The 24,010-nt window shown below is 54.3% G+C and carries 20 protein-coding genes; 14 read left to right on the top strand and 6 right to left on the bottom strand.

The window, feature by feature from the left end:
• Positions 1 to 401 precede the first annotated feature (401 nt).
• From ABD76_RS21610 to ABD76_RS21595, 4 genes are all read left to right on the top strand, one after another.
• Complete coding sequence (locus ABD76_RS21610) at positions 402 to 1,565, top strand: ABC transporter ATP-binding protein (RefSeq protein WP_197259160.1); 1,164 nt, start codon at positions 402 to 404, stop codon at positions 1,563 to 1,565.
• A 3-nt stretch (positions 1,566 to 1,568) separates the two neighbouring features.
• Positions 1,569 to 2,228, top strand: coding sequence for an ABC transporter permease (locus ABD76_RS21605; RefSeq protein ID WP_168178303.1), 660 nt, complete (start codon positions 1,569 to 1,571; stop codon positions 2,226 to 2,228).
• Positions 2,229 to 2,291: 63 nt separating this feature from the next.
• Positions 2,292 to 3,188, top strand: coding sequence for a glycine betaine ABC transporter substrate-binding protein (locus ABD76_RS21600; RefSeq protein WP_197259159.1), 897 nt, complete (start codon positions 2,292 to 2,294; stop codon positions 3,186 to 3,188).
• A gap of 15 nt (positions 3,189 to 3,203) precedes the next feature.
• Positions 3,204 to 3,905: an ABC transporter permease gene (locus ABD76_RS21595; protein WP_168178301.1), complete on the top strand. Its 702-nt coding sequence runs from the start codon at positions 3,204 to 3,206 to the stop codon at positions 3,903 to 3,905.
• A 237-nt stretch (positions 3,906 to 4,142) separates the two neighbouring features.
• On the opposite strand, the gene ABD76_RS21590 is transcribed toward ABD76_RS21595, so the two are convergent.
• Complete coding sequence (locus ABD76_RS21590) at positions 4,143 to 4,751, bottom strand: hypothetical protein (protein ID WP_197259158.1); 609 nt, start codon at positions 4,749 to 4,751, stop codon at positions 4,143 to 4,145.
• A gap of 485 nt (positions 4,752 to 5,236) precedes the next feature.
• On the opposite strand from ABD76_RS21590, the gene ABD76_RS21585 reads away from it, so the two are divergent.
• The 8 genes from ABD76_RS21585 to ABD76_RS21550 all read left to right on the top strand — a co-directional run bounded on the left by ABD76_RS21585 (position 5,237) and on the right by ABD76_RS21550 (position 15,537).
• On the top strand, positions 5,237 to 6,181 hold the full coding sequence (locus tag ABD76_RS21585) for an AraC family transcriptional regulator (RefSeq protein ID WP_197259157.1): 945 nt from the start codon (positions 5,237 to 5,239) through the stop codon (positions 6,179 to 6,181).
• Between the two features lie 566 nt (positions 6,182 to 6,747).
• Entirely contained in the window at positions 6,748 to 8,778 is a 2,031-nt protein-coding gene (locus tag ABD76_RS21580) for an endonuclease MutS2 (protein WP_197259156.1), read from the top strand.
• A gap of 128 nt (positions 8,779 to 8,906) precedes the next feature.
• A complete protein-coding gene (locus tag ABD76_RS21575; RefSeq protein ID WP_197259155.1) occupies positions 8,907 to 9,647 on the top strand; it encodes an ankyrin repeat domain-containing protein in 741 nt (246 codons plus the stop codon).
• Between the two features lie 212 nt (positions 9,648 to 9,859).
• Positions 9,860 to 10,135 carry a hypothetical protein gene (locus tag ABD76_RS21570; RefSeq protein ID WP_197259154.1) on the top strand — a complete coding sequence of 92 codons (276 nt, stop codon included), beginning with the start codon at positions 9,860 to 9,862 and terminating at the stop codon, positions 10,133 to 10,135.
• Between the two features lie 420 nt (positions 10,136 to 10,555).
• Positions 10,556 to 11,419, top strand: a complete 864-nt coding sequence (locus ABD76_RS21565; protein ID WP_197259153.1) for a TIM barrel protein — start codon at positions 10,556 to 10,558, stop codon at positions 11,417 to 11,419.
• A 77-nt stretch (positions 11,420 to 11,496) separates the two neighbouring features.
• Positions 11,497 to 12,564 carry a Gfo/Idh/MocA family protein gene (locus ABD76_RS21560; protein WP_197259152.1) on the top strand — a complete coding sequence of 356 codons (1,068 nt, stop codon included), beginning with the start codon at positions 11,497 to 11,499 and terminating at the stop codon, positions 12,562 to 12,564.
• 36 nt (positions 12,565 to 12,600) lie between these two features.
• Positions 12,601 to 14,577: a hypothetical protein gene (locus ABD76_RS21555; protein WP_197259151.1), complete on the top strand. Its 1,977-nt coding sequence runs from the start codon at positions 12,601 to 12,603 to the stop codon at positions 14,575 to 14,577.
• A gap of 84 nt (positions 14,578 to 14,661) precedes the next feature.
• Positions 14,662 to 15,537, top strand: coding sequence for a sugar phosphate isomerase/epimerase family protein (locus ABD76_RS21550; RefSeq protein WP_181454584.1), 876 nt, complete (start codon positions 14,662 to 14,664; stop codon positions 15,535 to 15,537).
• Between the two features lie 35 nt (positions 15,538 to 15,572).
• Here the strand turns inward: ABD76_RS21550 and ABD76_RS21545 are convergent, their stop codons facing one another.
• Positions 15,573 to 17,063 carry a gluzincin family metallopeptidase gene (locus tag ABD76_RS21545; RefSeq protein WP_197259150.1) on the bottom strand — a complete coding sequence of 497 codons (1,491 nt, stop codon included), beginning with the start codon at positions 17,061 to 17,063 and terminating at the stop codon, positions 15,573 to 15,575.
• A 228-nt stretch (positions 17,064 to 17,291) separates the two neighbouring features.
• Between ABD76_RS21545 and ABD76_RS21540 the strand changes: the two genes are divergently transcribed.
• Positions 17,292 to 19,034 carry a protoglobin domain-containing protein gene (locus ABD76_RS21540; protein WP_242069705.1) on the top strand — a complete coding sequence of 581 codons (1,743 nt, stop codon included), beginning with the start codon at positions 17,292 to 17,294 and terminating at the stop codon, positions 19,032 to 19,034.
• A 156-nt stretch (positions 19,035 to 19,190) separates the two neighbouring features.
• Here ABD76_RS21540 and ABD76_RS21535 read toward each other — a convergent pair whose 3' ends face one another.
• The 4 genes from ABD76_RS21535 to ABD76_RS21520 all read right to left on the bottom strand — a co-directional run bounded on the left by ABD76_RS21535 (position 19,191) and on the right by ABD76_RS21520 (position 23,595).
• Complete coding sequence (locus ABD76_RS21535) at positions 19,191 to 19,601, bottom strand: DUF2992 family protein (protein ID WP_197259148.1); 411 nt, start codon at positions 19,599 to 19,601, stop codon at positions 19,191 to 19,193.
• A gap of 205 nt (positions 19,602 to 19,806) precedes the next feature.
• On the bottom strand, positions 19,807 to 20,769 hold the full coding sequence (locus ABD76_RS21530) for a hypothetical protein (protein WP_197259147.1): 963 nt from the start codon (positions 20,767 to 20,769) through the stop codon (positions 19,807 to 19,809).
• A 662-nt stretch (positions 20,770 to 21,431) separates the two neighbouring features.
• On the bottom strand, positions 21,432 to 22,349 hold the full coding sequence (locus tag ABD76_RS21525; protein ID WP_197259163.1) for a transposase: 918 nt from the start codon (positions 22,347 to 22,349) through the stop codon (positions 21,432 to 21,434).
• 667 nt (positions 22,350 to 23,016) lie between these two features.
• Positions 23,017 to 23,595: an LOG family protein gene (locus ABD76_RS21520; protein WP_197259146.1), complete on the bottom strand. Its 579-nt coding sequence runs from the start codon at positions 23,593 to 23,595 to the stop codon at positions 23,017 to 23,019.
• Between the two features lie 77 nt (positions 23,596 to 23,672).
• Here ABD76_RS21520 and ABD76_RS21515 point away from each other — a divergent pair, with 77 nt between their 5' ends.
• Positions 23,673 to 24,005 carry a MazG nucleotide pyrophosphohydrolase domain-containing protein gene (locus ABD76_RS21515; protein WP_197259145.1) on the top strand — a complete coding sequence of 111 codons (333 nt, stop codon included), beginning with the start codon at positions 23,673 to 23,675 and terminating at the stop codon, positions 24,003 to 24,005.
• The last annotated feature ends 5 nt before the right edge of the window (positions 24,006 to 24,010 follow it).

Here is a 24,010-nt window from a genome sequence, read left to right as displayed (position 1 = left end):
GGAATATAACATGAACCGCCGTATACCGAACGGTATGTACGGTGGTGTGAGAGGTCGGGGGCTAGGCGCCCCCTCCTACTCGATTTGTGGTTGGAGATGGACGGTTTTTTTGGTAAACATAAGAATCCAAAAATTGCAGATAATGAAGACCAAGAGGCCTGTTTTTTGTCGAAACCTAAGTCTTTTGTTTCATATGGTCAGGATAGGTTTAATTATAAAGTATGCTTATGTGTAAATGCGCTATCAGCGATCGCGCGTTCTATTCCTTGTGCTGATTCGCGTACACATAACAAATAACCGCTCCCCATTTCAGGTCGGCCGGATTCATCTACATACTTGGCAGTACCCGCAGGGGTCAACAGCTTCTATCAATATTTTTTATAAAAAAGAGGTGATGGCGCATGATCCAATTCCAAAAAGTAAATAAGGTATACGAAGGTGGCTTTCAAGCATTGAAAGACATCAATCTGGAATTCAAGAAGGGCGAGCTCACCGTTCTGATCGGACCGAGCGGATGCGGCAAATCGACCACTATGAAAATGATTAACCGTCTGATGACCCCTTCAAGCGGAAAAATCCTCATTAACGGCCAAGATATTTCGGAGCAGAACGCTGTGGAGCTCCGGCGCAATATCGGCTACGTCATTCAAAACATCGGATTATTCCCCCACATGACCATCGGCAAAAACGTTGCCGTCGTCCCGCAATTGAAGAAATGGGATAAAGCCAAGATCGAACAACGGGTGGATGAATTGCTGCGGCTCGTTCACCTCGATCCGGAAGTGTACCGCGATCGCTATCCTTCCGAGTTGAGCGGCGGCCAGCAGCAGCGCATTGGCGTCATCCGCGCATTCGCCGCCGATCCGGACATCATTTTGATGGACGAACCGTTCAGCGCGCTCGATCCGATCAGCAGGGAGCAACTGCAGGATGAGCTGATCCGGCTGCAGCAGGAGCTGAACAAAACGATTATTTTCGTCACCCATGACATGGATGAGGCGATCAAAATCGCGGATACGATCGTGCTGATGAAGGATGGCGAAGTCGTGCAGACCGGATCGCCGGAATCTATTCTTCGGCATCCGGCCAATGATTTCGTCCGCACATTCATCGGCCAGAAGCGGCTGGAGGGAGCGGCCGGCTTCGATATTCCGGTCGTGGATGAAGTGATGGTGCCGAAGCCGGTGACGGCGTATCCGAACCGGGGGCTGGCGGAAGCGATCAAGCTGATGGAGAGCCGCAAGGTGGACTCGCTGTTCATCGTCGACCGTGACGACAAGCTGCAGGGCATCGTCTCCATTTATAAGGTGCTGGACCAATACGGGGAGGAGAACAAGCGGGTGAAGGATGTAATGCGGCCGATCGGCTATTTCGTCCGGCCGGGAACGCCGCTGCCGGAAGCGGTGAAGATCATGAGCGACAACCGGCTTACGATTTTGGCTGTCGTTGACGAGAACGGCAAGTTTATCGGCTTGATTACCCGCGGCAGCATCGTAAAGCATTTGGCGGACGTATATCCCTCGATCATGGAGAGCGCGCCGAATACATTCGGAGAGGAGGCGTAACCGATGGGTGGATGGTGGACATTTCTGCAAGAGCGTGGAAGCGACATCGTCACGGCGCTGGCCGAACATATGGTCATCTCGGCCGCTTCGGTGCTGATCGGGTGCCTCGTTGCCATTCCGCTCGGCATCGCGCTTATCTACAATACGTTCTCCTGGCTGAACAGCATCGTATTCTTCGTTGCCAATCTGCTCCAGACCGTGCCGAGTCTCGCGCTGCTGGCCATTATGATTCCGCTGATGGGCATCGGCATGAAGCCGGCCATATTCGCTTTGTTCCTCTATTCGATTATGCCGATCCTGCGCAATACGTACGATGGCTTCGAGTCCGTGGACCGGAGCGTGCTGGAATCGGCTCGCGGCATGGGCTATGGGACGTTCCAGCGAATTGTGCGCATTCAGCTTCCGCTGGCCTTGCCTTATATTATGTCCGGCGTGCGCGTAACGACGGTCTATATTATTAGCTGGGCGACGCTCGCCGCCTTGATCGGGGCCGGGGGCCTGGGACAGTTGATCGTATCGGGCATGGGCGTCAACAAGCCGGAGCTGATCGTTACCGGAGCCGTCGGGGCCATCGTGCTCGCGTTTGTCATCGACGGACTTCTCGGGCTTTTGGAAAAAGCACTTACACGCCGTTTTGGACGGACGAGCAGCTTGTCTGCTTAACATTGCCGTCCGTAACGGGGGGTACGGTCCGGGACTGAAGTGAATGAAGGAGGAGGATTCGGTATGACTGGACGAACACGGCCGGCGGGCCTCGCGATTGCCCTGCTGGCGTTGACGATATTGCTGTCTTCCTGCGGGCTGGACAATCGGCTTGTCATCGGAGCGCAGACCTATTCCGAGGCGAAAATATTGGCCGAAATGTACAAGGCGCTCATTGAAGACCGCACCGAACTGAAGGCCAAGGTGCTGCCAGACCTGGCGGCGAGCGGCATCGTCATTAACTCGATGAAGAAGAACGAGCTGCAGATTGCCACGCTCTATACAGGCGAGATCTTCAACAACCATTTCCCGGTCGTCGAGACGAAAAAGCGGGATGAGGTATTGAAGCAGGCCCAGGAGGGCTTCGATAAATATTTTGATTTTACGTGGTTCGATCCGCTCGGCTTCGAGAATACGTATGCCTTCACCGTGCGGAGCGATCTGGCGCAGGAGCGCGGATATGAGAAAATATCCGATGTGCAGAAGGATGCCGGCAGTCTGCGGCTCGGCGTCGATACGACCTGGCTCGAGCGGGGGCTGGACGGGTATAAGGGTTTCCAGGATGAATACGGCTTCCGGTTCGGCAAGGAGTTCCCGATGGAGCAAAGCCTCGTGTACGAGGCGGTGGCGAACAACCAGGTCGATATTGTGCTTGCTTATTCCACCGATTCGCGCCTGAAGGCTTACCAATTGAAGACGCTGCAGGATGACAAGCAGTTTTTCCCGCCGTATGACGCTTCGACCGTGGTGCGCAAGGATGTGCTGGAGGCGCATCCGGAATTGAAGGAGGTGCTCGGCCTGCTCGTGGGAACCCTGGACGAGAAGACGATGATCGATTTGAATTATGAAGTGGATGTCGAAAAGAAAAGCGAACGGGAAGTGGCCGTCAATTATTTAAAACGAGTCGGACTGCTTCAGTAAGAAAGGAGGCACGCAATGGGAAGCTATGAATGGACAATTGCGGATTTGATCGCGTATATCGGCCGCAATACGGATTTATTATGGGAATATTTCGTGACCCATATCGTAATGGTGCTCACCGGAGTCGGCCTGGCCTTCGTCATCGGCGTTCCGCTCGGCGTGCTGTGCGCCCGGTACAAGGGCTTGTCCAGGCTCATTCTCGCCGTGACGAGCACGCTTCAGGTCATCCCGAGCCTGGCCCTGCTCGTGCTGCTGATGCTCGCGTTCGGGCTCGGAACGAAGACGGTCGTCGTCGGCCTGCTCCTGTATTCGCTCAATCCGATCGTGCGCAATACGTACGTCGGCCTGAAGCAGGTCAATGCGAGCTATGTGGAAGCCGGCCGCGGCGTCGGCATGAGTCCGCTGCAACTGCTGTTCAAGGTGCGGTTCCCGCTGGCGCTGACCTACATGCTGACCGGGCTGCGCATCGCGGCCGTCATCGCGATCGGGGTCGCGACGATCGCGCCTATCGTCGGCGGGGACGGATTGGGCCGGGAAATCTATGCCGGCATCAATTCGCAGAACCCGCTGCGCATCTACGCCGGGGCGATCCCGGCGGCGCTGCTCGCCATCGTCGCGGATGTGCTGCTCGCCATCCTGCAGAAACGATGGAACCTCACGGAGCGCAAATCGCGGAAGAACGGCGCTGGGCCGGGCTCGACCCGTCCGGCCGCCTGACGCGGCCGGAAGCCCCGCGGCGGGGGATTAGGCCTGCCGTTACGATAATCGGCTAATTTTAACGGTCAAAAAAATACCCTAAAATAAAAACGATCAGTATGAGTAGTATGATAAGCGCTGCTTTTTGCCGCCAGGACATATACGGACCCTCCCATAGGCACATATAATTTCTGAAATGATTTCATGGAAACAAGTCAGTCTTCCCTGGAGAGTCCAAGGAAGACTGACGTCATATTTCTAGTCGTTAGCGGTAGTAGAGAAGGAATTGCCGTCTACCAAGCCGCGAACTTCAAAAGTATAATACGCAACGCTGGCGACAAAATTATCACTGAATGAGTTTTTGTTATAATTAGCGTTTGTACTCTCATTCTTATAGTCTTTGGAGTATACTAATCCGATGCCGGTTCCCCCCTCGCCAAAAACTCCAAAGCATCGTAATTCTGCTACGCTGCCTATTGTTTTATGGTAGTTCTTTTTTGTATCTCGAACAATGAAAGAGCCTTGAGTGCTATTGTTAATAATGCCCAAATCTACAGTTCCCGTTCCCGTTAACTCGACATTGCCGTAGCTTCCTGTGAATGTTGCTGTTTTAAACAGTGCAAACTCGCTTGGGTGAGAGGGCTGTTTCGCATATGTCCTTACGAAATTGGCGTCTTCTTCTGATAGCAGTTCACCCACGCGGTATTTGTTGCCGATCAAGCTCAACTTCTCTTGAATTTCTTTGTCAGTAAGCTGTTGTTGCTGCTCGATTTTGGAAGTATCGGTGTGATTTTGCGCCTGGACAGACAGCGGGCACAGCAACGAGAAACACATTATTCCCAGTAGAGCTACTTTTTTGTAGTTCATAAAGCAGTTCAACTCCTTTTAGCAAATTTGATTAGAGGAGATGTAAGGGAATACCTATATCTGAGTAGGACAATACCTCTAACCTTAACCTACCATTTATAAGTTAAAATGTAAATCCTGATTTTGAGTCATAAGAAATTATAAAAGTTAGTTGGAAGAACGAATCACAGCAATATCCTCAAGAAGTCTGATGAACAAAGGGGTAAAGGGCCGAGGGGGAGTCGGAACAGCAACATCGGTCACCTCTGCATGTCTGATTTTCTCCTCATGCGGGTTCAAGAATCTTAATATCAGCTACAGTCGCGAGTGGAGACCTCACTCGCTCCCAGGCCGTGACTTATTTACCGGACTTTTAGAATGGAGCGATATATTGCGCATCGGCAAAAGCGAATGTCCGGCAACTACCAATTGGGCAAACGGCTGAAAGCGTTGTACAATAGAAGCAAGGAATTTTATCTTTTCAATGGACAGACAGGGTGATGTACATGTCACATGACGGCAGGCGCGGTCATGACAGCGAGGCTGAGGCGCGCGGCGTCATCGAATTTCGTTCGGAGCAGGAGCTGCAGGCCCATCTTCCTTGCAAGGTGTACCGGTTGGATCAGTCGATCGGCAACATCTGGGATCATACTCATGACTACATTCAGATCTGGTACGTGCTGAAAGGCGAGTTCAAGCATACGATTAACCATCATAGTTATCATATGGTCAAAGGGAATTTATTTATTATCCCGCCGTTCGCGGTCCATCGGGTAGAGATGGTGGCCGGGCAAGAGGTCGAGATTATCGGGTGCGAATTTTTGCCGCATTTCGTCCTTGATCCGGCGGAGCGCGACGGCGAGCGGGGCGTTGACTTTTCTTACCTCGAGCAGTTCCTGATGGATGAGAAGCAGTCGACGCCAAAAGTGGCCCTGACGGGTGATACCGATATCCAGGTGGGGCTGCTGCTGCAGGAGATGCTGGAGGAGTATCAGCATACCCGCCGGTATTACGAGCTGGTGCTGAAGGCCGATCTGCTCCGGCTGCTGGCGATTATTATCCGCGAGTATACGAAGCCGGCCGACAAGACAAGCGAAGAAGACGATCGGGTGGAAAAATACCGGGACGTCATTACCTCCGTCACCGAGTATATTCATGTTCACTATGCGGAAGAGCTGAGGCTGGAACGGCTGTGCCGCGAGTTCAGCTTGTCGAAGACGTATTTCTGCTACTTGTTCAAGCGTTTCACCGGCAAAACCTTCAATGATTACTTGATTGATCTGCGGGTGCGAAAAGCGGTCGATTGTCTGCTGGAATCGGATATGTCGATTACGGAAATCTGCTTCGGCGTCGGGTTTAACGACTTGGCCTATTTCTCGCGGATATTCAAGCGCCATACCGGTCTGTCTCCCACTCAGTACAAGAAAAAGGCACCCGGGCGGCTGGAATAGAGAATCCGCCCGCCTACCGTCAAGCGGGGGGACGCAGCCCCATGCCCCGGGCGGACGGAGAAGCGCGCAAAGCCAGCGGGGCTGGGGCTTGAAGGCATGCTTGACTTTGCGGGAGCTATCGTTTACGATGAATTTATCCATATACAGGGAGAGATGTTAATGTTGGCGGTCGTTCTTAACTAATCAATTCCATAGGGAAGCCTTGCATTTGTTCGAAAATGCGTCTTGCTGGACGTTTATTTGAGCATGTGCGATTCAGACTTCCGGAATTAGTTAAGAACAGCGGATATTCATTTGAAGCCAAGATTAACGTCTGCAGGCGACACCGATCCGTGCTGTTGTTAGAGCACGGTTTTTTTGTGTTCAGGAGAGGGGAGACGCATGCCTATGGCACGCGTCCCGGATCCTTGCACGTGATGGGGCTGCCCGGGGAGGAACCGGGGAGCGTCGGGTCCCGATACGTTATGACGGAAGGCAGAAGATGCGATACTTGCGCATTCTTCTGCCTTTTTTTGTCGTAGGCGGACATCTGTATTGGATGAAGATATGAGAAGGAGTGCTGAACAATGGATGACAAAATGCTGGAGCGCCTGGAATACGGACGCGTGAAGCAGGAGGTAATGAAGTATGCTCTCTCTTATGCCGGGCAGCGGCATATTGAGGAGATGAAGCCGCTCACCGATGCCAAGGCGGTGCAGCATGCGCTGCTGGAGACCGAAGAGGCGACGCAGATGCTTGCCAAGGGGGCGAGCGTTCCAATCCCTTCCCTGCAAGGAATGGATACAGTGCTGTCTCTGCTTGGGTCAGGGTATCTGTTCGGCGAGAAGGATATTGCCCATGTACGGCAGTTCCTGCACAGTTGCTCGCAGCTTATCGCCTATATGCGGTCCAAGGAGGGAATCGCCCCGACGGTCGCCGCCTATGCGGCTTCAATGCATCCGCTGGACGGGGTGGCGTCCGAGATCGACCGCTGCCTCGCGCATGGCCGGATTCGGGATGAGGCGAGCAAGGAGCTGCATAAGGTCCGGCGCAAATTGACGGCCGTCGAAGACAAGATCCGCGGCAAAATCGACGCGCTGTTGAACCGGTACCGCTCGCTGATGCAGGAAAATCTCGTCAGCCAGCGGAACGGACGCTATGTTTTTCCGATCAAAAAGGAGTACCGGAAGCAGATCAAGGGCAGCGTCGTTGACGAATCGTCCAGCGGGCAGACGGTCTATGTCGAGCCGCAGGAACTGGCCGTGCTGCAGCAGGAGCTGGCGATCCTTCGTATCGAGGAAGGGAAGGAAGAGGCGAAGATTCTCAGCTATTTGACCGAGTTGCTCGAAGGAAAGGCGGAAGAACTGCGCCGCAACGCGGAGACGGTGGGCTGGTATGACTATGTGTTCGCGCGGGGGAAATATGCGCAATCGATCGAAGGGCAGCCGGTCCGGCTGAACGAGAACGGCGTCGTCAATCTGCGGCAGGCGAAGCATCCGCTGCTCGGCGGCGGCACGGTGCCGCTCGATATTCAGATCGGGCGGGGCTACCGGGCCTTGATTGTCACCGGGCCGAACACGGGCGGCAAGACGGTGGCGCTCAAGACGGTCGGGCTGCTGTGCCTGATGGTGCAGTCCGGCTTGCTCGTGCCTGCCGGGGAAGGAAGCAGCTTCCCGGTGTTCCGCCATATCGCGGCCGATATCGGCGACGGGCAGAGCCTGGAGCAGTCGCTCAGCACGTTCTCGGCTCATATTACGCGGGTCATCGATATGCTGGCCTTTGCGGATGAGGCGACGCTCGTGCTTATCGACGAGATGGCGTCGGGCACCGATCCGGGTGAAGGGGTCGCCCTGTCGATAGCGCTGCTGGAGGAGCTGGCGCGGCGCGGGACGATGGTCATCGCGACGACCCACTACAACGAGATCAAGCATTTCGCCGGCGTCACGCCGGGCTTCCGCAACGCCCGGATGGAGTTCGATCCGGATACGCTGCAGCCGCTCTATCGGCTCTGCATCGGAGAAGCCGGCAGCAGCTACGCCTTCCTCATCTCACGGAAGCTCGGGCTGGACCCGGAGCTGATCCGCAGGGCGGAGGAACTGGCGGCGCGCAGGGAGGAAGGGCCGGGGCTGCGCGTGGATGCGGAAGCGGGGACGGCGGCGGGCTATGACGCCGCATTGCTGCGGGTTGGCGATACCATGTCGGAGTCGGTGTCCCGGCCGATGCTTGACTCCGAGGCGCCCGAAGCCATTGACGGGCCCGCGATTGTTGACGGGGCCGCTTCGTCTGGGCTTGGGGCAGCGGACAATTCGGCTGCAGGGAAGGCGAAGCAGGACCGTCCGCTGGAGATTGGCGATTGCGTCTATATCTCGTATCTGGGGCGAACCGGAATCGTATATGAAGCAGCGGATGCGCGGGGCAATGTCGGGGTGATGATCGAGCGGCAAAAGGTCAAAATCAATCATAAGCGGCTGTCGCTGTATATTGAAGGCAAGGAATTGTATCCGGAAAATTATGATATGGACATCGTATTCGAGACGAAGGAGAACCGGAAAAAGCGGAAGCTGATGGAGCGCAAGCATGTGGAAGGCTTGAGCATTGTCCATGAGGCGGAGGAATGATGCCGGGCGGGGCCTGCGGGCCCCGTCAGATCCGAATCATATGGAACGCGAACAATGAAAATATTTTAGCTATCGGTGGGGACGTGATACAGTAAAGCGAGATAATTGGGTAATCGAGGAGGGGATTCATGATGCTGCGCGCAGTATTGCTCTGCCTGTCGCTCGTGTTGGCGTCGGGCTGCGGTATCGCGGCGGATCGCTCCGCAGGCGGCCATATGCAGGAGGAACCGGGGAAGGACAGCAGAAGCAGGGAAGCGAAGGCCCGCGATGCGGCGCTGCTTGACGCGGCGAAGAAGGGCAAGGAGGAAGACGTCCGGCGGTATATTAAGGAAGGCGCCGATATCAATGCGCAGGATGGCAGCGGGCGCACGCCGGCGATGCTGGCGACGCTCGGCGGACATACGGAGGCCGTTCGCCTTCTGATTGACGCAGGGGCGGATGTCAATATCCAGGCGGATAACCGGGACAATCCGTATTTATATGCGGGCGCGGAGGGGCTGCTTGATATTTTGAAGCTGACGATTGAAGCGGGAGCGGATACGAAGCGGACGAACCGCTTCGGCGGAACGGCGCTTATCCCGGCGGCGGAGCACGCGCATCTGGACGTCATCGAGTATTTGCTGACGTCGTCGGATGTGGATGTGAACCATGTGAACAACCTCGGCTGGACCGCCCTGATGGAGGCGGTCGTGCTGGGCAGCGGCGGGGAGCCGCACCAGAGGGCGGTGGAGCTGCTGATCCGGCATGGCGCGGACGTGAACATCCCGGATCGAGACGGGGTGACCGCTCTCAGCCATGCCCGTTCGCGCGGCTTCACCGAGATCGCGCGGCTGCTGGAGCAAGCCGGAGCCAAGGCGGATGCTCCTTAGACCCGGCAGGCAGCGCCCCGCCTTGGCTTCGGCCTGGCGTGGCGGCGCAGTGGTTGTCCTCTTTGCTCTTATGTTCACTCTGCCATCGGTTCAGGTTCCCTGCCTAGCTTGTTGTCTCATGCCCTTTGATGTCCTTATGAGTACTATCCCATTAAGTCAGAATTATTTTTTCTGTTCCGATGGGATACTGGTCGCAAGAGGGAGACTTTTAGATGCAAGCTTCCTCCGTCGATGGGATGTTGGTCATAGGAGAGCAAGAGCAGTTCGTTTCCTGTGCCGAGGGGATATTGGTGAAAAGAGAGCAAGAGCAGGTTCGTTTTCTGCGCCGATGGGATATTGGTGATAAGAAGAGAATGAGCAGTTCGTTTCTGCGCCGGGGGGATATTGGTGAAAAGAGAGCAAGAGCAGTTTGTTTCCTGCGCCGGGGGGATATCGGTGAAAAGAGAGCAAGAGCAGGTTCGTTTTCTGCGCCGAGGGGATATTGGTGATAAGAAGAGAATGAGCAGTTCGTTTCTGCGCCGAGGGGATATTGGTGATAAGAGAGCAAGAGCAGGTTCGTATCCTGCGCTGATGGGATATTGGTGATAAGAGAGCATGAGCAGTTAGTTTCCTGCGCCGATGGGATAGCGGTCGTAAGAGGCCAGGGGATGATTAGGGTTGACTATTTAAGTACGGCACGCCGTGTCGTTCCTGCCCATAGGAACGAATTCATTGATACATTTGCCTTGGAACCCGGCTTGCCGGGTTTATTTGTGTAAGAAAGTCCAACAATTGTGGACTATAGTTCAATGTGTTTTGCACGGGCTTTCCTATAATAGAGGTGAGAGGAACGGCCGGAACTGTAACCGTTTGCAGCAGCAGGACGGGATACAAGCCGGTTGAACCAAGACGAAATGGAGTGAGCCAGGGTGAAATTAGGAGTTAGTATTTACAGCTTGCATGCCGCGCTGCAGGATATACGGATGACGGTACTGGACGTGCTGGACTGGATTAAGGCGCAAGGAGCCGATCACGCGGAGATCGTGGACATGGATCTCGATCTGGCCAATCATCCCGATCGGGTAGACGCCATTCGCGAGAAGGCGGCGGAAATCGGTCTGGAATTGTCCAATTACTGCATCGGGGCGAACTTCGCCGGACTCGATGACGAAGCGTTCGCCAAGGAAGTGGCGCGCGTCAAGTCGCATGTGGACGTGGCTCATCGTCTCGGCGTAAAGCGCATGCGGCATGATGTCGCATGGCGGTCCTATCCGGAGACCGATGTCAGCTACTTCGAGCAGGATTTCCCGGCGCTCGTGGAGGCATGCCGCCAAATCGCCGACTATGCGGCAGGCTTCGGCATTACGACAAGCGTGGAGAACCACGGCTTCTACATTCAGGCAAGCGAACGGGTGAAGCGTCTCGTACTGGCGGTCGGTCGCGAGAACTTCCGCACGACGATGGACGTGGGCAACTTCACGTGCGCGGACGAGAATCCGCTGAATGCCGTCCGCAACAATGTCGGGCTGGCGTCCATGGTTCACCTGAAAGATTTCTACATCCGTCCGGCGGACCGCAATCCGGGGGAAGGCTGGTTCCGCTCGCTGCACGGCAATTACTTGCGCGGCGCCATCGTGGGGCAAGGCGATCTGCCAATGTACGATATTATCCGCACGGTGAAGGGATCGGGTTATGACGGATACGTAAGCATCGAATTCGAGGGCATGGAAGATTGCCTGAGAGGTACGAAAATCGGAGTCGAAAATGCGCGGCGCATCTGGTCTGAAGTGTAAACGCGCCATAATACGATTATTTTATAGCCGGAGTTAAGCAACTCTTTATTATCAATATCTATGGGAGGAAGTCCATCATGAGCAAAGTTAAAGTAGGCGTCATTGGCGCAGGTTCGATCTCGGAAATGCATTTTGGAGGATATCAAAAGAACAATGAAGCCGAGCTGGTGGCGGTCTGCGATCTGAACGCGGAGCGGGCAAAGGAGAAGGCAAAGAAATTTGGGGCTCCCGAAGCGAAGATTTACACGGATTATCATGAGCTGCTTGCGAATCCGGACGTAGAGGCGGTCAGCATCTGCACATGGAACAACTCTCACGCGGAGATCGCGATTGCCGCGCTGGAAGCGGGCAAGCATGTCCTCGTCGAGAAGCCGCTTTGCAAGACGGTGGAGCAAGCGCTGGCGGTACAAGAAGCCCAGAAGAAAAGCGGCAAGACGCTTCAAGTGGGTTATGTCCGCCGTTATGGCATGAATACCCGCGTGTTGAAAAAATTTATCGACGCCGGCGACCTGGGCGAAATCTACTATGCGAAGGCATCCTGTCTGCGCCGCTTGGGCAACCCGGGCGGATGGTTCAGCGATGTGGAGCGTTCCGGCGGCGGGCCGCTTATCGACCTGGGCGTCCATGTCATCGACCTGTGCTGGTATCTGATGGGCAAGCCGAAGGTCAAATCGGTCAGCGGCAACGCGTACAACCGTCTCGGGAACCGGAACCATATCGAGAATCTGTCCTTCTACCAGGCGGCGGATTACGACGCGAACGTGAACACGGTCGAGGATATGGCGAACGCGCTGATCCGCTTCGAAAACGGAGCCTCGCTCGCTGTGGATGTCAGTTTCGCGCTGCATTTGAAGCAGGACGAGATCAGCGTCCGCTTGTTCGGGGACAAGGGCGGCGCGGAAGTTGAGCCGCAGCTGCTCATTATGGGAGAAAAGCATGATACGATTTTGAACATGACGCCGCAAATCGACCACCTCAGCTTTGATTTCGAACGGGGCTTCCAAAAAGAAGTCGATCATTTCATCGATTGCTGCCTCGGCCGCACCGAGACGATCTGTCCGGTGGAAGACGGCGTGGAGCTGATGAAAATCCTTTGCGCGATTTACGAGTCGAGCGCCAAGGGAACCGAAATTGTTTTCTCTTAATGCAATGGCGAAGAAGCGGGAGGGAGGAAGAACAGCATGAACGGCAAAGACCCCGCTTTGGCTGTAATTACACGCAGTAATGATAATGATATGCTGCAGGCGATTCGGCTGATTGAGCCGAAGGTGACCGTCCTGCATCCGGATGAGGTGCGGGAAGGCGTACTGGATGTGTACGAGGCGATTGCGCTGCTCGGGGGAACGGAAGAGACGCCTCTTCTGTTCCCCGCGCATCAGCGCGTGCTGCTGGAAAGGCAGATTGCGGCAGGCAAACGGATATTCGCGGAATATGTGGCTAGCATCGGCCACGTGTATTGCGAGCCGCCTCAGTCGACGCGATATCATCGTCTCATCTATTGCTCCAAGGAAACGGATCTGGCGGGGCTCCCGCTAGGCGCGCTGCTCGATGACCAGTGCGGCCTGCGTCTCCGTCCCTTCGCGGGGGCGTGCCTGCATGACGTGCCGATTTTGCAGTATGCACGGGTGCATGCGCATGACCGCGTGGAGCTGGACGACTCCTTCTTCGGAGAAGTGTCCGACCGCGCGCTCTGGTTCGAGCGGGATACGCTGCTCGTCTGCGGCTTCCGGCTCTGCCCATGGCTGCGCGCACGCTATTCTCCGCTGCAGCGCATCCGGCATGTCGTCGCCTTTGTCATCGGCTGGCTGCTGGATCGCCGAGTCGAGGTCGCGGCTCTGTCTCCGCTGGAGCCGGTCGTCAGCACCGGCCCCGACGGAAGGCGGGCCGCTTCCTACAGAGAAGCCGCGGAACGCGCCATCCGCTGGTTCGAGCGGTCGGGCGTGCTGTATGATGAAGGCCGCACCGGGGTGCATGAGGGCTGGGGCACCGAGATATACGGCGACGGCAGCCAGCGGCTGAGCCGCCAACAGCGGGCTGACTGCATCGGCGAGACGGCGATGGCCTATTTCATGCATTACAAGGTGACGAACGATGATCGCAGTCTCGCCATTGCCAATCGCCTGCATGATTATGTCTTCAAGTACTTTCTGTGCAAAGAGGATGTCCCTTGGTCCGGCATGATGCGCTTTAACGCAGAGGCGTGGAGCATCTGTTATCAGGATGACGTGTCGCGCGCCATCCTGCCGCAAATGTGGCAGTGCTTCGTGGAGGGCAGCGAACGTCATCTGGACGACTGTCTGCTGGCGCTCAACTTCCTGCTGAAGACAACCGGGTCGGATGGCATGCGGGTGTCGCGCACGAATAATATGATATTCGACCGCCATCCCGAGGAGCTGCACAGAATGCGCAGCGAGCCGGCCCAATTCCCGAGCGCGCATTACAACGCTTATTATTACGCGGCGCTGTTGCTCGCGTACCAGCTTACCGGCATCCGGCTGTTCCTCGATGCCGGGCGCAAAGGACTGGAGGCGTTGATGCGCGTCTACCCGGATACGGTGCGGGAGCAGAGCCAGACGCAGGAACTGTGCCGTCTCGTGCTGCCGCTGAGCTGGCTCTACTGGTCGACGCAGGATGAGCGTCACCGCGAGTGGCTGTACCGGGTAACCGGGGATTTACAGCGCTTCAAGCATCCGAGCGGCGCATATCTGGAATGGGATGAAGGCTATAAGGCGCCGATGTGGGAAGAGAACGGGATGCGGGACAACTCGCTCGTCACCGAGAACGGGCACCCTGTCGTCGACCTCCTGTATTCCAATAACTGGCTGCCGATGGCTTGGATGCAGGCTTACTTCGTGACCGGCGACAGCATGTTCCTTGACTTGTGGACGGAGAGCTCGGACTTCATGGTCCAGGCCCAGCTCAGCAGCGCCAATCCGGACATCGACGGCGCCTGGGCACGGGCGTACGACGTCGAGCTCGGCGAAGTATTCGGATCGCCGTCCGATATGGGCTGGGGCCCATGGGCGATAGAGTCGGGCTGGACGGTGGCGGAGATTGCGAGCGGGCTTATGATCGGCGAACTGAAGGATGAGCTTGCGCCTCTTTTCCAAGACCATGCCGCGAAGCGGCGGAAGGGAACGGGCTACCCGAACCGCTAGACGGGCCCGCTCTTGCTGCGGAATTGAATTCGGAACACGCGCAAGAGCGCATTACATCATAAACCTGATTAAGGAGTGATTCACATGGCATTGTTAACGAATCCAATCGGTGTCATTACGGACAGCTTCCGCCTTCCGCTTCGGGAAGCGCTGGCCAAGGCGAAGGAAGTAGGCGCGGACGGCGTGCAAATCTATGCGGTCAGCGGCGAGATGGACCCGGATAATTTGTCGAAGGATGCGCGCAAGGAACTGGCGAAGTATATCGATTCGCTCGGCTTGAAAATATCGGCGCTGGTCGGCGATTTGGGCGGACACGGCTTCCAGGACAAAGAGGCGAATCCGGCCAAAATCGAGAAGTCGAAGCGCATCCTCGATCTGGCGCTTGATATGGGAACCAACGTCGTGACGACGCATATCGGCATCGTGCCGCATGAGCAGAACGAGATTTATTATGCGATGCAGCAGGCTTGTGAAGAGCTGAGCCAGTACGCGAACAGCCTGGGCGCGCATTTTGCGATTGAGACCGGCCCTGAGCCGGCGGCGCATTTGAAGTCGTTCCTGGATACGTTGTCGGGAAAAGGGGTCGCCGTCAACTTCGACCCGGCGAATATGGTGATGGTAACCGGGGACGATCCGGTGCAAGGCGTTCATACGCTGAAGGATTACATCGTTCATACGCACGTCAAGGACGGCGTCCGTCTGCGGGAAGTCGATCCGCGCCTCGTCTACGGGATGCTCGGATTCGAGCCGATGTCGCATGAGAAGATTGCGGACATGGCGACCGACGGGCCATTCCAGGAAGTGCCGCTCGGCGAAGGCAAAGTAGACTTCGATGCGTATTTCCAAGCCTTGGTCGATATCGGCTATACCGGCTATTTGACAATCGAACGCGAAGTCGGCGATTCTCCGGAGACCGACATCCGCAAAGCGGTTGAATTCATTAAACGCTATAAAGGCTAAACAAACAAGCCACCCGAATCACGGGTGGCTTGTTTTTATGATGAGGGCGGATTGTTCAGCAACTGCCAGAGCCGGTCATGCGCCTCCTGCCCGAGCGCATCCTCCGCTACATTGAGGAAGCCTTCTATGGTCGCGAAATGCCCCCGGTAGCGATTGTAGTAGCTCTTCCAGAGCACGGGAACGGCATCGGTTCCGGCGGTCTGCGTCCAAGCGGCGAGCAGTCCGGCGCCCCGTTCGCGGTAGATGGTCATGGCGTCCTCCCCGAGCCGGGCCGCTGGAAGCTCGAGCACCCGGTAATCGGTGTTTGAGGCGGAAGGCCAAGGCTCCTGCAGCCGCTGATGCCGATAAAAGCGTGCGGCGAATTCGGACATCCCCTCATCAAGGAATCCGTCGGTCCGTGAATTGACGCCGATCGCGGAACCGAACCACTGCTTCGCAATCAAGCGCAGCATGTCGGACGAGAGCGGGCCGTTCAGCTTCTCTTCCCGGCCGAACAGGATGACCCCATCAAGGCTGTCGCTCATCCCGGCATACGGAGCTTCGACGAATGCCAGATGCTTTTCCGGCAGCTCCCCGATGGCATCGGAGTAGAACGCGATCGCATCGGCTGCGGCGTCAAGCCATTGCTCGGACGGCCGTTCCCCGTCATCCAACGTGTAGACCGCGAGGGACTTCCCGTCCGGAAGCGGCCGCTTCGTCTCGGCATAGTCCGGGCTGGCGTAGAACGCGAGCTGGCGGATGCCATTAGCGCGGATATGAGTGGATTGCACGCCGTCCTGCACGCGATGCTCCAACTGCTGTCCTGTCGTGACGACGATCCAGGAAGCGGGCAGCTGGAGATGAACGTCGTAATCGGCCGCATAAAAATAATCGCTCGAGTATCCGGGATAATTCGGCACCCGGTTCCAGGCATGGCGCAGCGGGTTGTATACCGCAAGCTGCGGCGTCCAATAGGTGCCGCCGGCGAATTGTTCGTTGTAGGCCAGCCGCCAGGCCCCATAAGGAAGCTGGATCTCATAGCGGATACGGAGAGACACGGTGCCGTTCGGGGCAAGGGGCTGCTTCAGTTGTACGGTCAGAGACTGATTGACATGCTCGTATTCCAGAGGCTGGCCGTTCTCCAGCGTTACGGCGGTCGTGGTGACTCCGCCGCTGGCAGGCAGGTCGGATAAAGCGCTCCCCAGTAACCCTTCGGATGCGAGGCGCTGATTGAGCTTCCGCTCATGAATCGGCTGCGTGTCCGGAGTGCGGTAGCTGTCGGCATACCAATGGAAGACAAGCTCTTTCAAGGCCTGATCGAATTCATTGCGAAAATGCAGCACCGTCGTCGCCTTCAGCGAATGAGCGGCGTCATCCCAGACGGCGGTCACTTGATACTGAATGGGAGATGATCCCTGCATAGCCTGCGCGCTGCTTTCCTTCCCCGTACATCCTGCGAGGACGGCCACAAGGGCCAGCAGCGAGACGAGGATGCCGGCATGCCGCAGCAGAAGTGATTTGTATATAGAAACGCCCGTTAGCCTCATTGGCCTCTTCCTTCCGTCATCGGTCCTGTCGTATGTTATGTTCATTGTATCGAAGGCAAGTTTCGAGTCCTATTGAATTGACTTACGCCATGCTTACGATTTTGTCATCCGCAACCGATTCAAAAATTCAGGACTATTGTCGCAGAAAAATATGGTATTATTACATAAGTGTAAAAAAACTTATAGAACACAGAACTCATGCATCTGGTTGCAGAAAGGAAGGATATTTTGATTTACCGAAAGCCGAAGATGCCAGGCAATATCGAAGCCGCGCAAATGGAAACGCTTCCGTCGCTTCGGACCAAGATAATGTTTCTGCAGATGACGACTCATGACCTGAAGCTGTTAAAGCGTTTGACTCCTTATTTCGAAAAGTACGCCAAGGCCATTACCGACCGTCATTATGAGCTGCTGTTCGAAATTCCCGAGATGAAGCAATTAATTGAGCGTCACAGTACGCGCGAACGGTTGGCCAAGACGTTCATCATCTATCTGAATTCCATTCCGAACGTTCAACTTGACGAAGAATATATCCGGATACGGCAGAGGATTGGCGTTGTGCATAGTCATATCCAACTGGCGCCGGAGTGGTTCGTATCCTCCTTTTTACGAATATATGAATACTTTGTCCCGCTGATCCTGCAGGACTTTCGCACCGCTGAAGCATCAGAACTGCTGTTGGCCCTGCATCGTATCCTGATGCTGGATGCCCAAATCGTACTGGAGGCCTACCAGTCGGCATACGAATTCCGCTTGCTTGATACGAATAGCGAGACGATGGAAAAGCTGATTCAAATGGACGGAATACATACCTTATTAATGTCTGCCGAAGCGTCGATGCAGGATGCCCAGCATATTCAGGAGTCTGCGGAGCAGTTGACCGCCTCTATCGAGGAAGTCTCCTCCCAGACGACCGAAGCCGCTGCCACGACCGAAAAAATGCTCGGCACACTTCAGGATAACCGTGCCATCGTCGAGCAGACGATAGACGGATTGGAAGAGATGACCGACTTGTTCCGTGATACCAAAGCCCGGTTCGAGGAGCTGCAGCAGTCGCTCCTGGAGCTGTCCGGAGTCGTCGATATGATCAACTCCGTTGCGGATTCCACTCATCTGCTTGCGCTGAACGCATCGATTGAGGCGGCGCGGGCCGGAGAAGAAGGGCGAGGCTTCGCAGTCGTAGCGGGAGAGGTTCGGAAGCTGTCGGAGCAGACCAAAACATCCGTGGGCGAGGTCTATGAAGTCATCGCCAACATTCAGCAGTTGGCAACATCTGTTCAGGAACGTACCGACCTGATGGCCGGCAAGATGGAGCTGCAGCATGAGAAGAACCGCGGGGCATTCATACAGTTGGAGGAAATGATGCGCGCCATCGACGAGATGGGAATGTCGGAAGAGTCGATAGCTTCGATCGTCGAACAGCAAGCGGCGGCCACGGTCGAAATCACGGAGCATATGAAAGAAATCGTCGATCAGACCCGGCAGGTCGTTACGCTGGCAAGAGACACGGGTGAACATTTATATCATACGAGCCGCTCTGTGGAAGAGCTGCGGTCAGAGTCGCTGCAGTGGTTCCATCATTTGAACGATTCTCAACTTCTTCGAGTTCTCAAGACCGACCATTTGTTATGGAAATGGTGGATCTATAACCGGATGCTTGGTTACGACAAGAGCGATATTGAGATTATCGGCAATTCCCAACAATGCCGGCTTGGGAAATGGATTGAAGCGCATAAAGCCAATCCGGGTTCGTTGCTGACTCAGCAGCCGGCGTTCCGGGAGATGGTCGCGCGGCATGACCGAGTCCATTCTCTTGCGGAGACGGCAGCACGGCAGATTGACGCTGGACAGACGGAGCAAGCGATCCGAAGCTATCGGCAACTGGGTGAGCTGTCTTCGCAGCTGCTGGAGAATCTGGATGGCCTGCGATCGCTGTTAGATCAGCAATTGCCCAAGCGCAGCCACGTATAGCACCAAGATAAGGGCTGTTGCGGATGGCGTTTTTTGCCTGGAGAAATCGACATGGAATGATTGCCCGGGAAATGAATGTCGACAGCCGAGAACGATGCGAAAATAGAGAAAAGCCCCGCTGCGCGTGCGCTCGGGGCTTCCAAGATAACATAGAGGTTATCTGCCTCTATGTTTATCTTTTCTTTTTTGGATGCGAATGCTCCGTTTTTTCTCCTTGAGAGCCTCGCGCTGTTCGCGGGTGCGTACCGTCCGTTCCTTCTTCCTCGCCTCGAGCTCCAACCTTAGCGCTTCCTGAGACTGCGACGATATTCCGTGCCGCTGCATCTCTCTTGCTACGATTCGGGCAAGCCGCTTCGGATTGACCGGACGCTTACGGGAAATCTCCGTTTCAACACCGCTTTGAACCTGCTCCAATAGCGGATTCATTCGGGTCATCACGAATTCCATCACTTCGGCATCTTTGGGCTCTGCACCAAACACATGACGGCAAGCCTTCACTTGATTGCCGAATTGCTCTTCCACGATACCTACCCAGAACGGGGTCTCAAAATAAACGGTTAATTTCACATTCCATTCCCCCTCAAGTAACTTCGAGTGAGGGACATCCCGAGGGGGGAAGGTTACTGACATCCGCAGCAGCCATATTCATAGCGACAGCGAATGCGCCCGGACTACCAACCGGACCGTGTTTTTACACTCGATTCTATTATAACGCTTTTTAACGCTTTGGCCAGTAGCGCCATAGCACTATATTTTGATGAACAGCAGCAATTTATTTTAGCTTGCCTTTTGATCTCAGATAATCCTCCACGAGTGTTTCGCCATGAAAGGCCTGTACCATCATCCAATCGGTATACAACTTGCCGAATTTTGAGCTGAACCAATCGGAAGTGTACTGATTGCTCAATGCAAATAATTGGTATATTTCACCAACCGTATTGGTATGCTTGAATCCATTGTCATCCACCCACTGCACCTTGCGCTTCAAATCGACTTTGCGGATATCTTTGAACTCCATTTGCAGGATGGAACCATCTTGTTTGTAATAAACGGCAATATTCTTCTCATTAGGGTGACCCTTTAGCAAACGCCAACCTTTCATATCTCCACTCGCGGCCACATCATACATTTTTGACTTTTTGCTCTGCGCCGTTTTGCTCTTGGCGGAATCTTTCTTCTGAGGGTTCAAAATGGAGTCAGGAATCGACCCGACATAGGTTGTATTCGTGGCTTGATCATATTTCATTTTGAGGCCTAAAATATCGGCCACCGACTGGAACGAAACATATAAATTCTCTCCGATCGAAATGGTATCGTCTTCGACCGGGATGCCATGAATGCTTACCTTATATTCATTCACTATACCTGTTACGCCGCGATCGCCAGCGACCTCTCCCAACTCGCCGGTCTTTTTCACCTCTTTACCGAGCGTTTCCCAAGCTTCAATAACCTCATCGGAGATCGTACCGGCCGGAAGCATGCCAAGATAAAAGGTCTTGCTCTCTTCATCATAGAAATAATCGAGTTGGAACAGATTGGCCATCCCTTCGACAGTAGCATAAACCTTGCCCTTGTACAGCAGGACGTTGCTCTGCACCAGCTTGCCGTTTACTTTCACCCGGGCTTCATTGAAATTGACGTTCATTTTTACATTCTCCGCCGCAAAAACCGATACCGGCGCCAGCAGCAGCGTAGCAGCCAGAAGTCCGCTAATCGCTTTTCTCAGTGCTTTCATTGTTCTGGATCCCACCCTTTCGATATTCATCTTTTCCGTGTCGTTGCAAGTTCCCATTACTAGAATGACTTCCGGATAATCATATGTGAAAACAGAAAAATTGACCAGTATATGATTGGGTGATTGTGGTACCGAATTCCAGTGAAAAGTGATAGATTTTAGAAATGAGGCGAAAGGTACGATGAATGAATGCTGGAAGGTGAAGACCCCGGGTGTTAGTCACGTTGAATGAACACTGGATGGTGAACCAGCAGATAGGCATGACGAATGATATTGAATGGTGAACCAGCGGATAGACACGACGACTGACACTGAATGGTGAACCAGCGGGCAGGCGTGACGACTGATACTGAATGGTGAACCAGCGGACAGGCATGACGAATGAACATTGAATGGTGAACCCGCGGATAGACACGACGAATGGATACTGGATAGTAAACCAGACTTATATGTATGATGAATGAATATTGGATGATAAACCAGGCGCAAGGTATGATTGATGACTTATGAATTATGAATGGTGATCTTAGATGATACTCCGGGATAATTAAGGGTTCTCGGTCCTTATCAGTACTATCCCATTGGCTCAGACTGAACGCCCCAATAATGCTAGCAGGCACGATATGTGCATGGTGGATCGAAAATGGACGGATAAAGAAGTATTAGGCAGCTTTCGCTCTCGAGTTGAATGCGTTAGCTCTTGTATGTGGTTCCTTTTTATGGAAATAATACAGACCAACAGATGTACATAATGACAGAAGCCGTTCCCACAGGCTGATGGAGTTATCCAAATTTTTATGGAAAATAAATTCATCTACATAGCGCTGCAAGTACTTGGGACCGATTCCGTGAAACGTATCATTCAGCCAACGGCATGCTTGCCGGAATGTCTGATACAAAGGGCTATTTCTGCGCACCCGAAAATACTGATCGACAATGGAGACACGCGCAGCGGTGCTCGGTTCGACGTGATCGTTAATAAACTGTTCGCAGCCGGTTCGATACAGGCGTTTTTCGATAACATGCTTCTTGTCAACCAACGTCATCTTGAGCTGAGGAAGCTCCTCTTCCGGCACGATGGATTCAGCAACGATTAGAGCGCACTCACCTGGATGGAGTTCGACAGATGGACGATAGGCCCTGCCATAGAATACGACAATGCCCTGAACTTCGCCGGAAAGCCGCTTCTCGGCATGGGCTTGGCTGATTGCCGCCCGTATCTTATGAAGCATCGACCAGGCGGTCTTATATGTAACCTGTATGAGGGAGCGCAGGCGAACGGCATTGATTCCTTCCTGAGCACGGGAAAATAGCCAGAAGGCGGCGAGCCATTTACGCAGAGATGTGCGGCTGCCTTCCATGACGGTGCCCACGGTAGGCGTGGTCTGATGGCGGCAAGCGCGGCATTCATAGATAGGAAGCCGGCGGGTCTTCGTGATATAAGCGCTATGATGACTGCAGCGCGGGCAGGAGAAGCCATGCGGCCATTTCCATTGAACAAGATAATCGGCGCAAGCGGACTCTGTCGGAAACTGACGGTATAACTCCTCAAGAGTATCAATATTCTCCAGATTATCCACCACCTACGTCAACCTCCTTCGCACAAAACGTTTGTTCTATTTCTATTATAGCGAACATTAGTTCTTGTTTCAAGATCTAAATGGAATATTCAGGATTGAAAAATGATTTTTTTAAGTGATTTTTTTAAGTGAGGATTTTTAGCGGATTATTTTAATGGGAGTTCGCTCTGCGCTTCTGATTCGATGGTATAGTACTTCTAAGGGGGCACTCTCAACTTGCTGGAGTCGACTTCTGATTCGATGGGAGAGTGCTGGTAAGGAACGGAAGACCCCATGTCTGTCGGTACCATCAGCGAGCAGTCAGCTTGGCGGCGGAGTAGAAACAGAAGTGTAGCAAGAGACAAAAGTACAAGTGCAGAAAAGAAGCGATCATTTGTTCTGCTCGGAAAAATAGGATAGAGTATTGGATAGGATGCGCACTAAGGGACAAGGAAATCGTGCAGGGCAGGCCGCTATACGGGGTACTGTCGGGAGCGGGAGTGGTCATGGGAGACGATACCGGGTTTAAGCGGCAACCGGTTGAGCAGCGTGAGTAGCGATATAAGTTATGCCGTCGGCGGGGATGTTGAGAAGCCTATGCCGCGTTCTATCTGTGGAGAGGCCTGGCAGACGGGCGGAACATCTCCACAGAAGAACTTGCACAGTAACGATAGCGGACGGACAGAGTTTAGTCGAGCTGATTCCATTTGTTGCCGAATTCCGGCGTTTTATAGCTTGCCAGCTTGCTTAGCAGCTCACGCGGATCGGTTGAAGAGAGCAGCAACTGCTCGTGCTCGGCTCTGGCAAATCCGGCTTGGATGGAGTGGCGAATCATCTCGATCATCGGCGTGAAGTACCCCTGAATGTTGAGCACGCCGATCGGCTTTTTGTGGATGCCGAGCTGAGCCCAGCTTAGCGCCTCGAACAGTTCTTCGAATGTTCCGAGCCCGCCTGGCAGGGAGATAAATGCATCGGACAGGCGATGCATGGTCGCCTTGCGCTCATGCATGTCCGCTACTTCGATGAATTCGGTCAAGCCGCTGTGCATCATCTCTCCGCGGAACAGGCCGCGCGGCATGACGCCGGTCACTCTGCCGCCGAGACGGAGCATCTCGTTGGCGACTTCGCCCATTAGCCCTACAGTTGAACCGCCGTAGACCAGTTCGAATTGTTGTTCGGCCAATGCTTGGCCAAGTTCTTTCGCCAAGGCGGCGAAGTCGGGGTGGTTGCCCAGGTTGGATCCGGCAAATACACATACTTTTTTCATTAAGTGGCATCTCCTTCAATTCTATAGTACGCATGTTCTAGTATAGACATCTTGCACAAGGAAGGAAAGAGACGGAAATGGATATGAATGCATTCCAGGAATGGGTAAGCGATTTTTACAAGCAGCGGGAATGGTCGCAATATAATTCTTTTATTCGAGTCGGCTTTTTAATGGAAGAAGTCGGGGAAGTGGCCAGAGTGGTCCGGGCTCTGGAAATTGGCCGTGATCGTCCGGATGAGACGCAATTATCATCGGCGGAGCTCAGACAGGAGCTGGTTGAGGAGTTAGGCGATGTATTGGCCAATCTGCTGATTCTGTCGGAGAAATACGGGATCGGTCTATCCGAGATTGCCGAGAGCCATATGAACAAGTTATCGGAACGGTTCGGCACGGCGAGGCTGAATAAATAGCGTGT

This window comes from Paenibacillus dendritiformis, assembly GCF_015845845.1.
GTDB lineage: Bacteria > Bacillota > Bacilli > Paenibacillales > Paenibacillaceae > Paenibacillus_B > Paenibacillus_B dendritiformis_C.
This window is presented reverse-complemented; position numbering and strand designations above follow the sequence as displayed.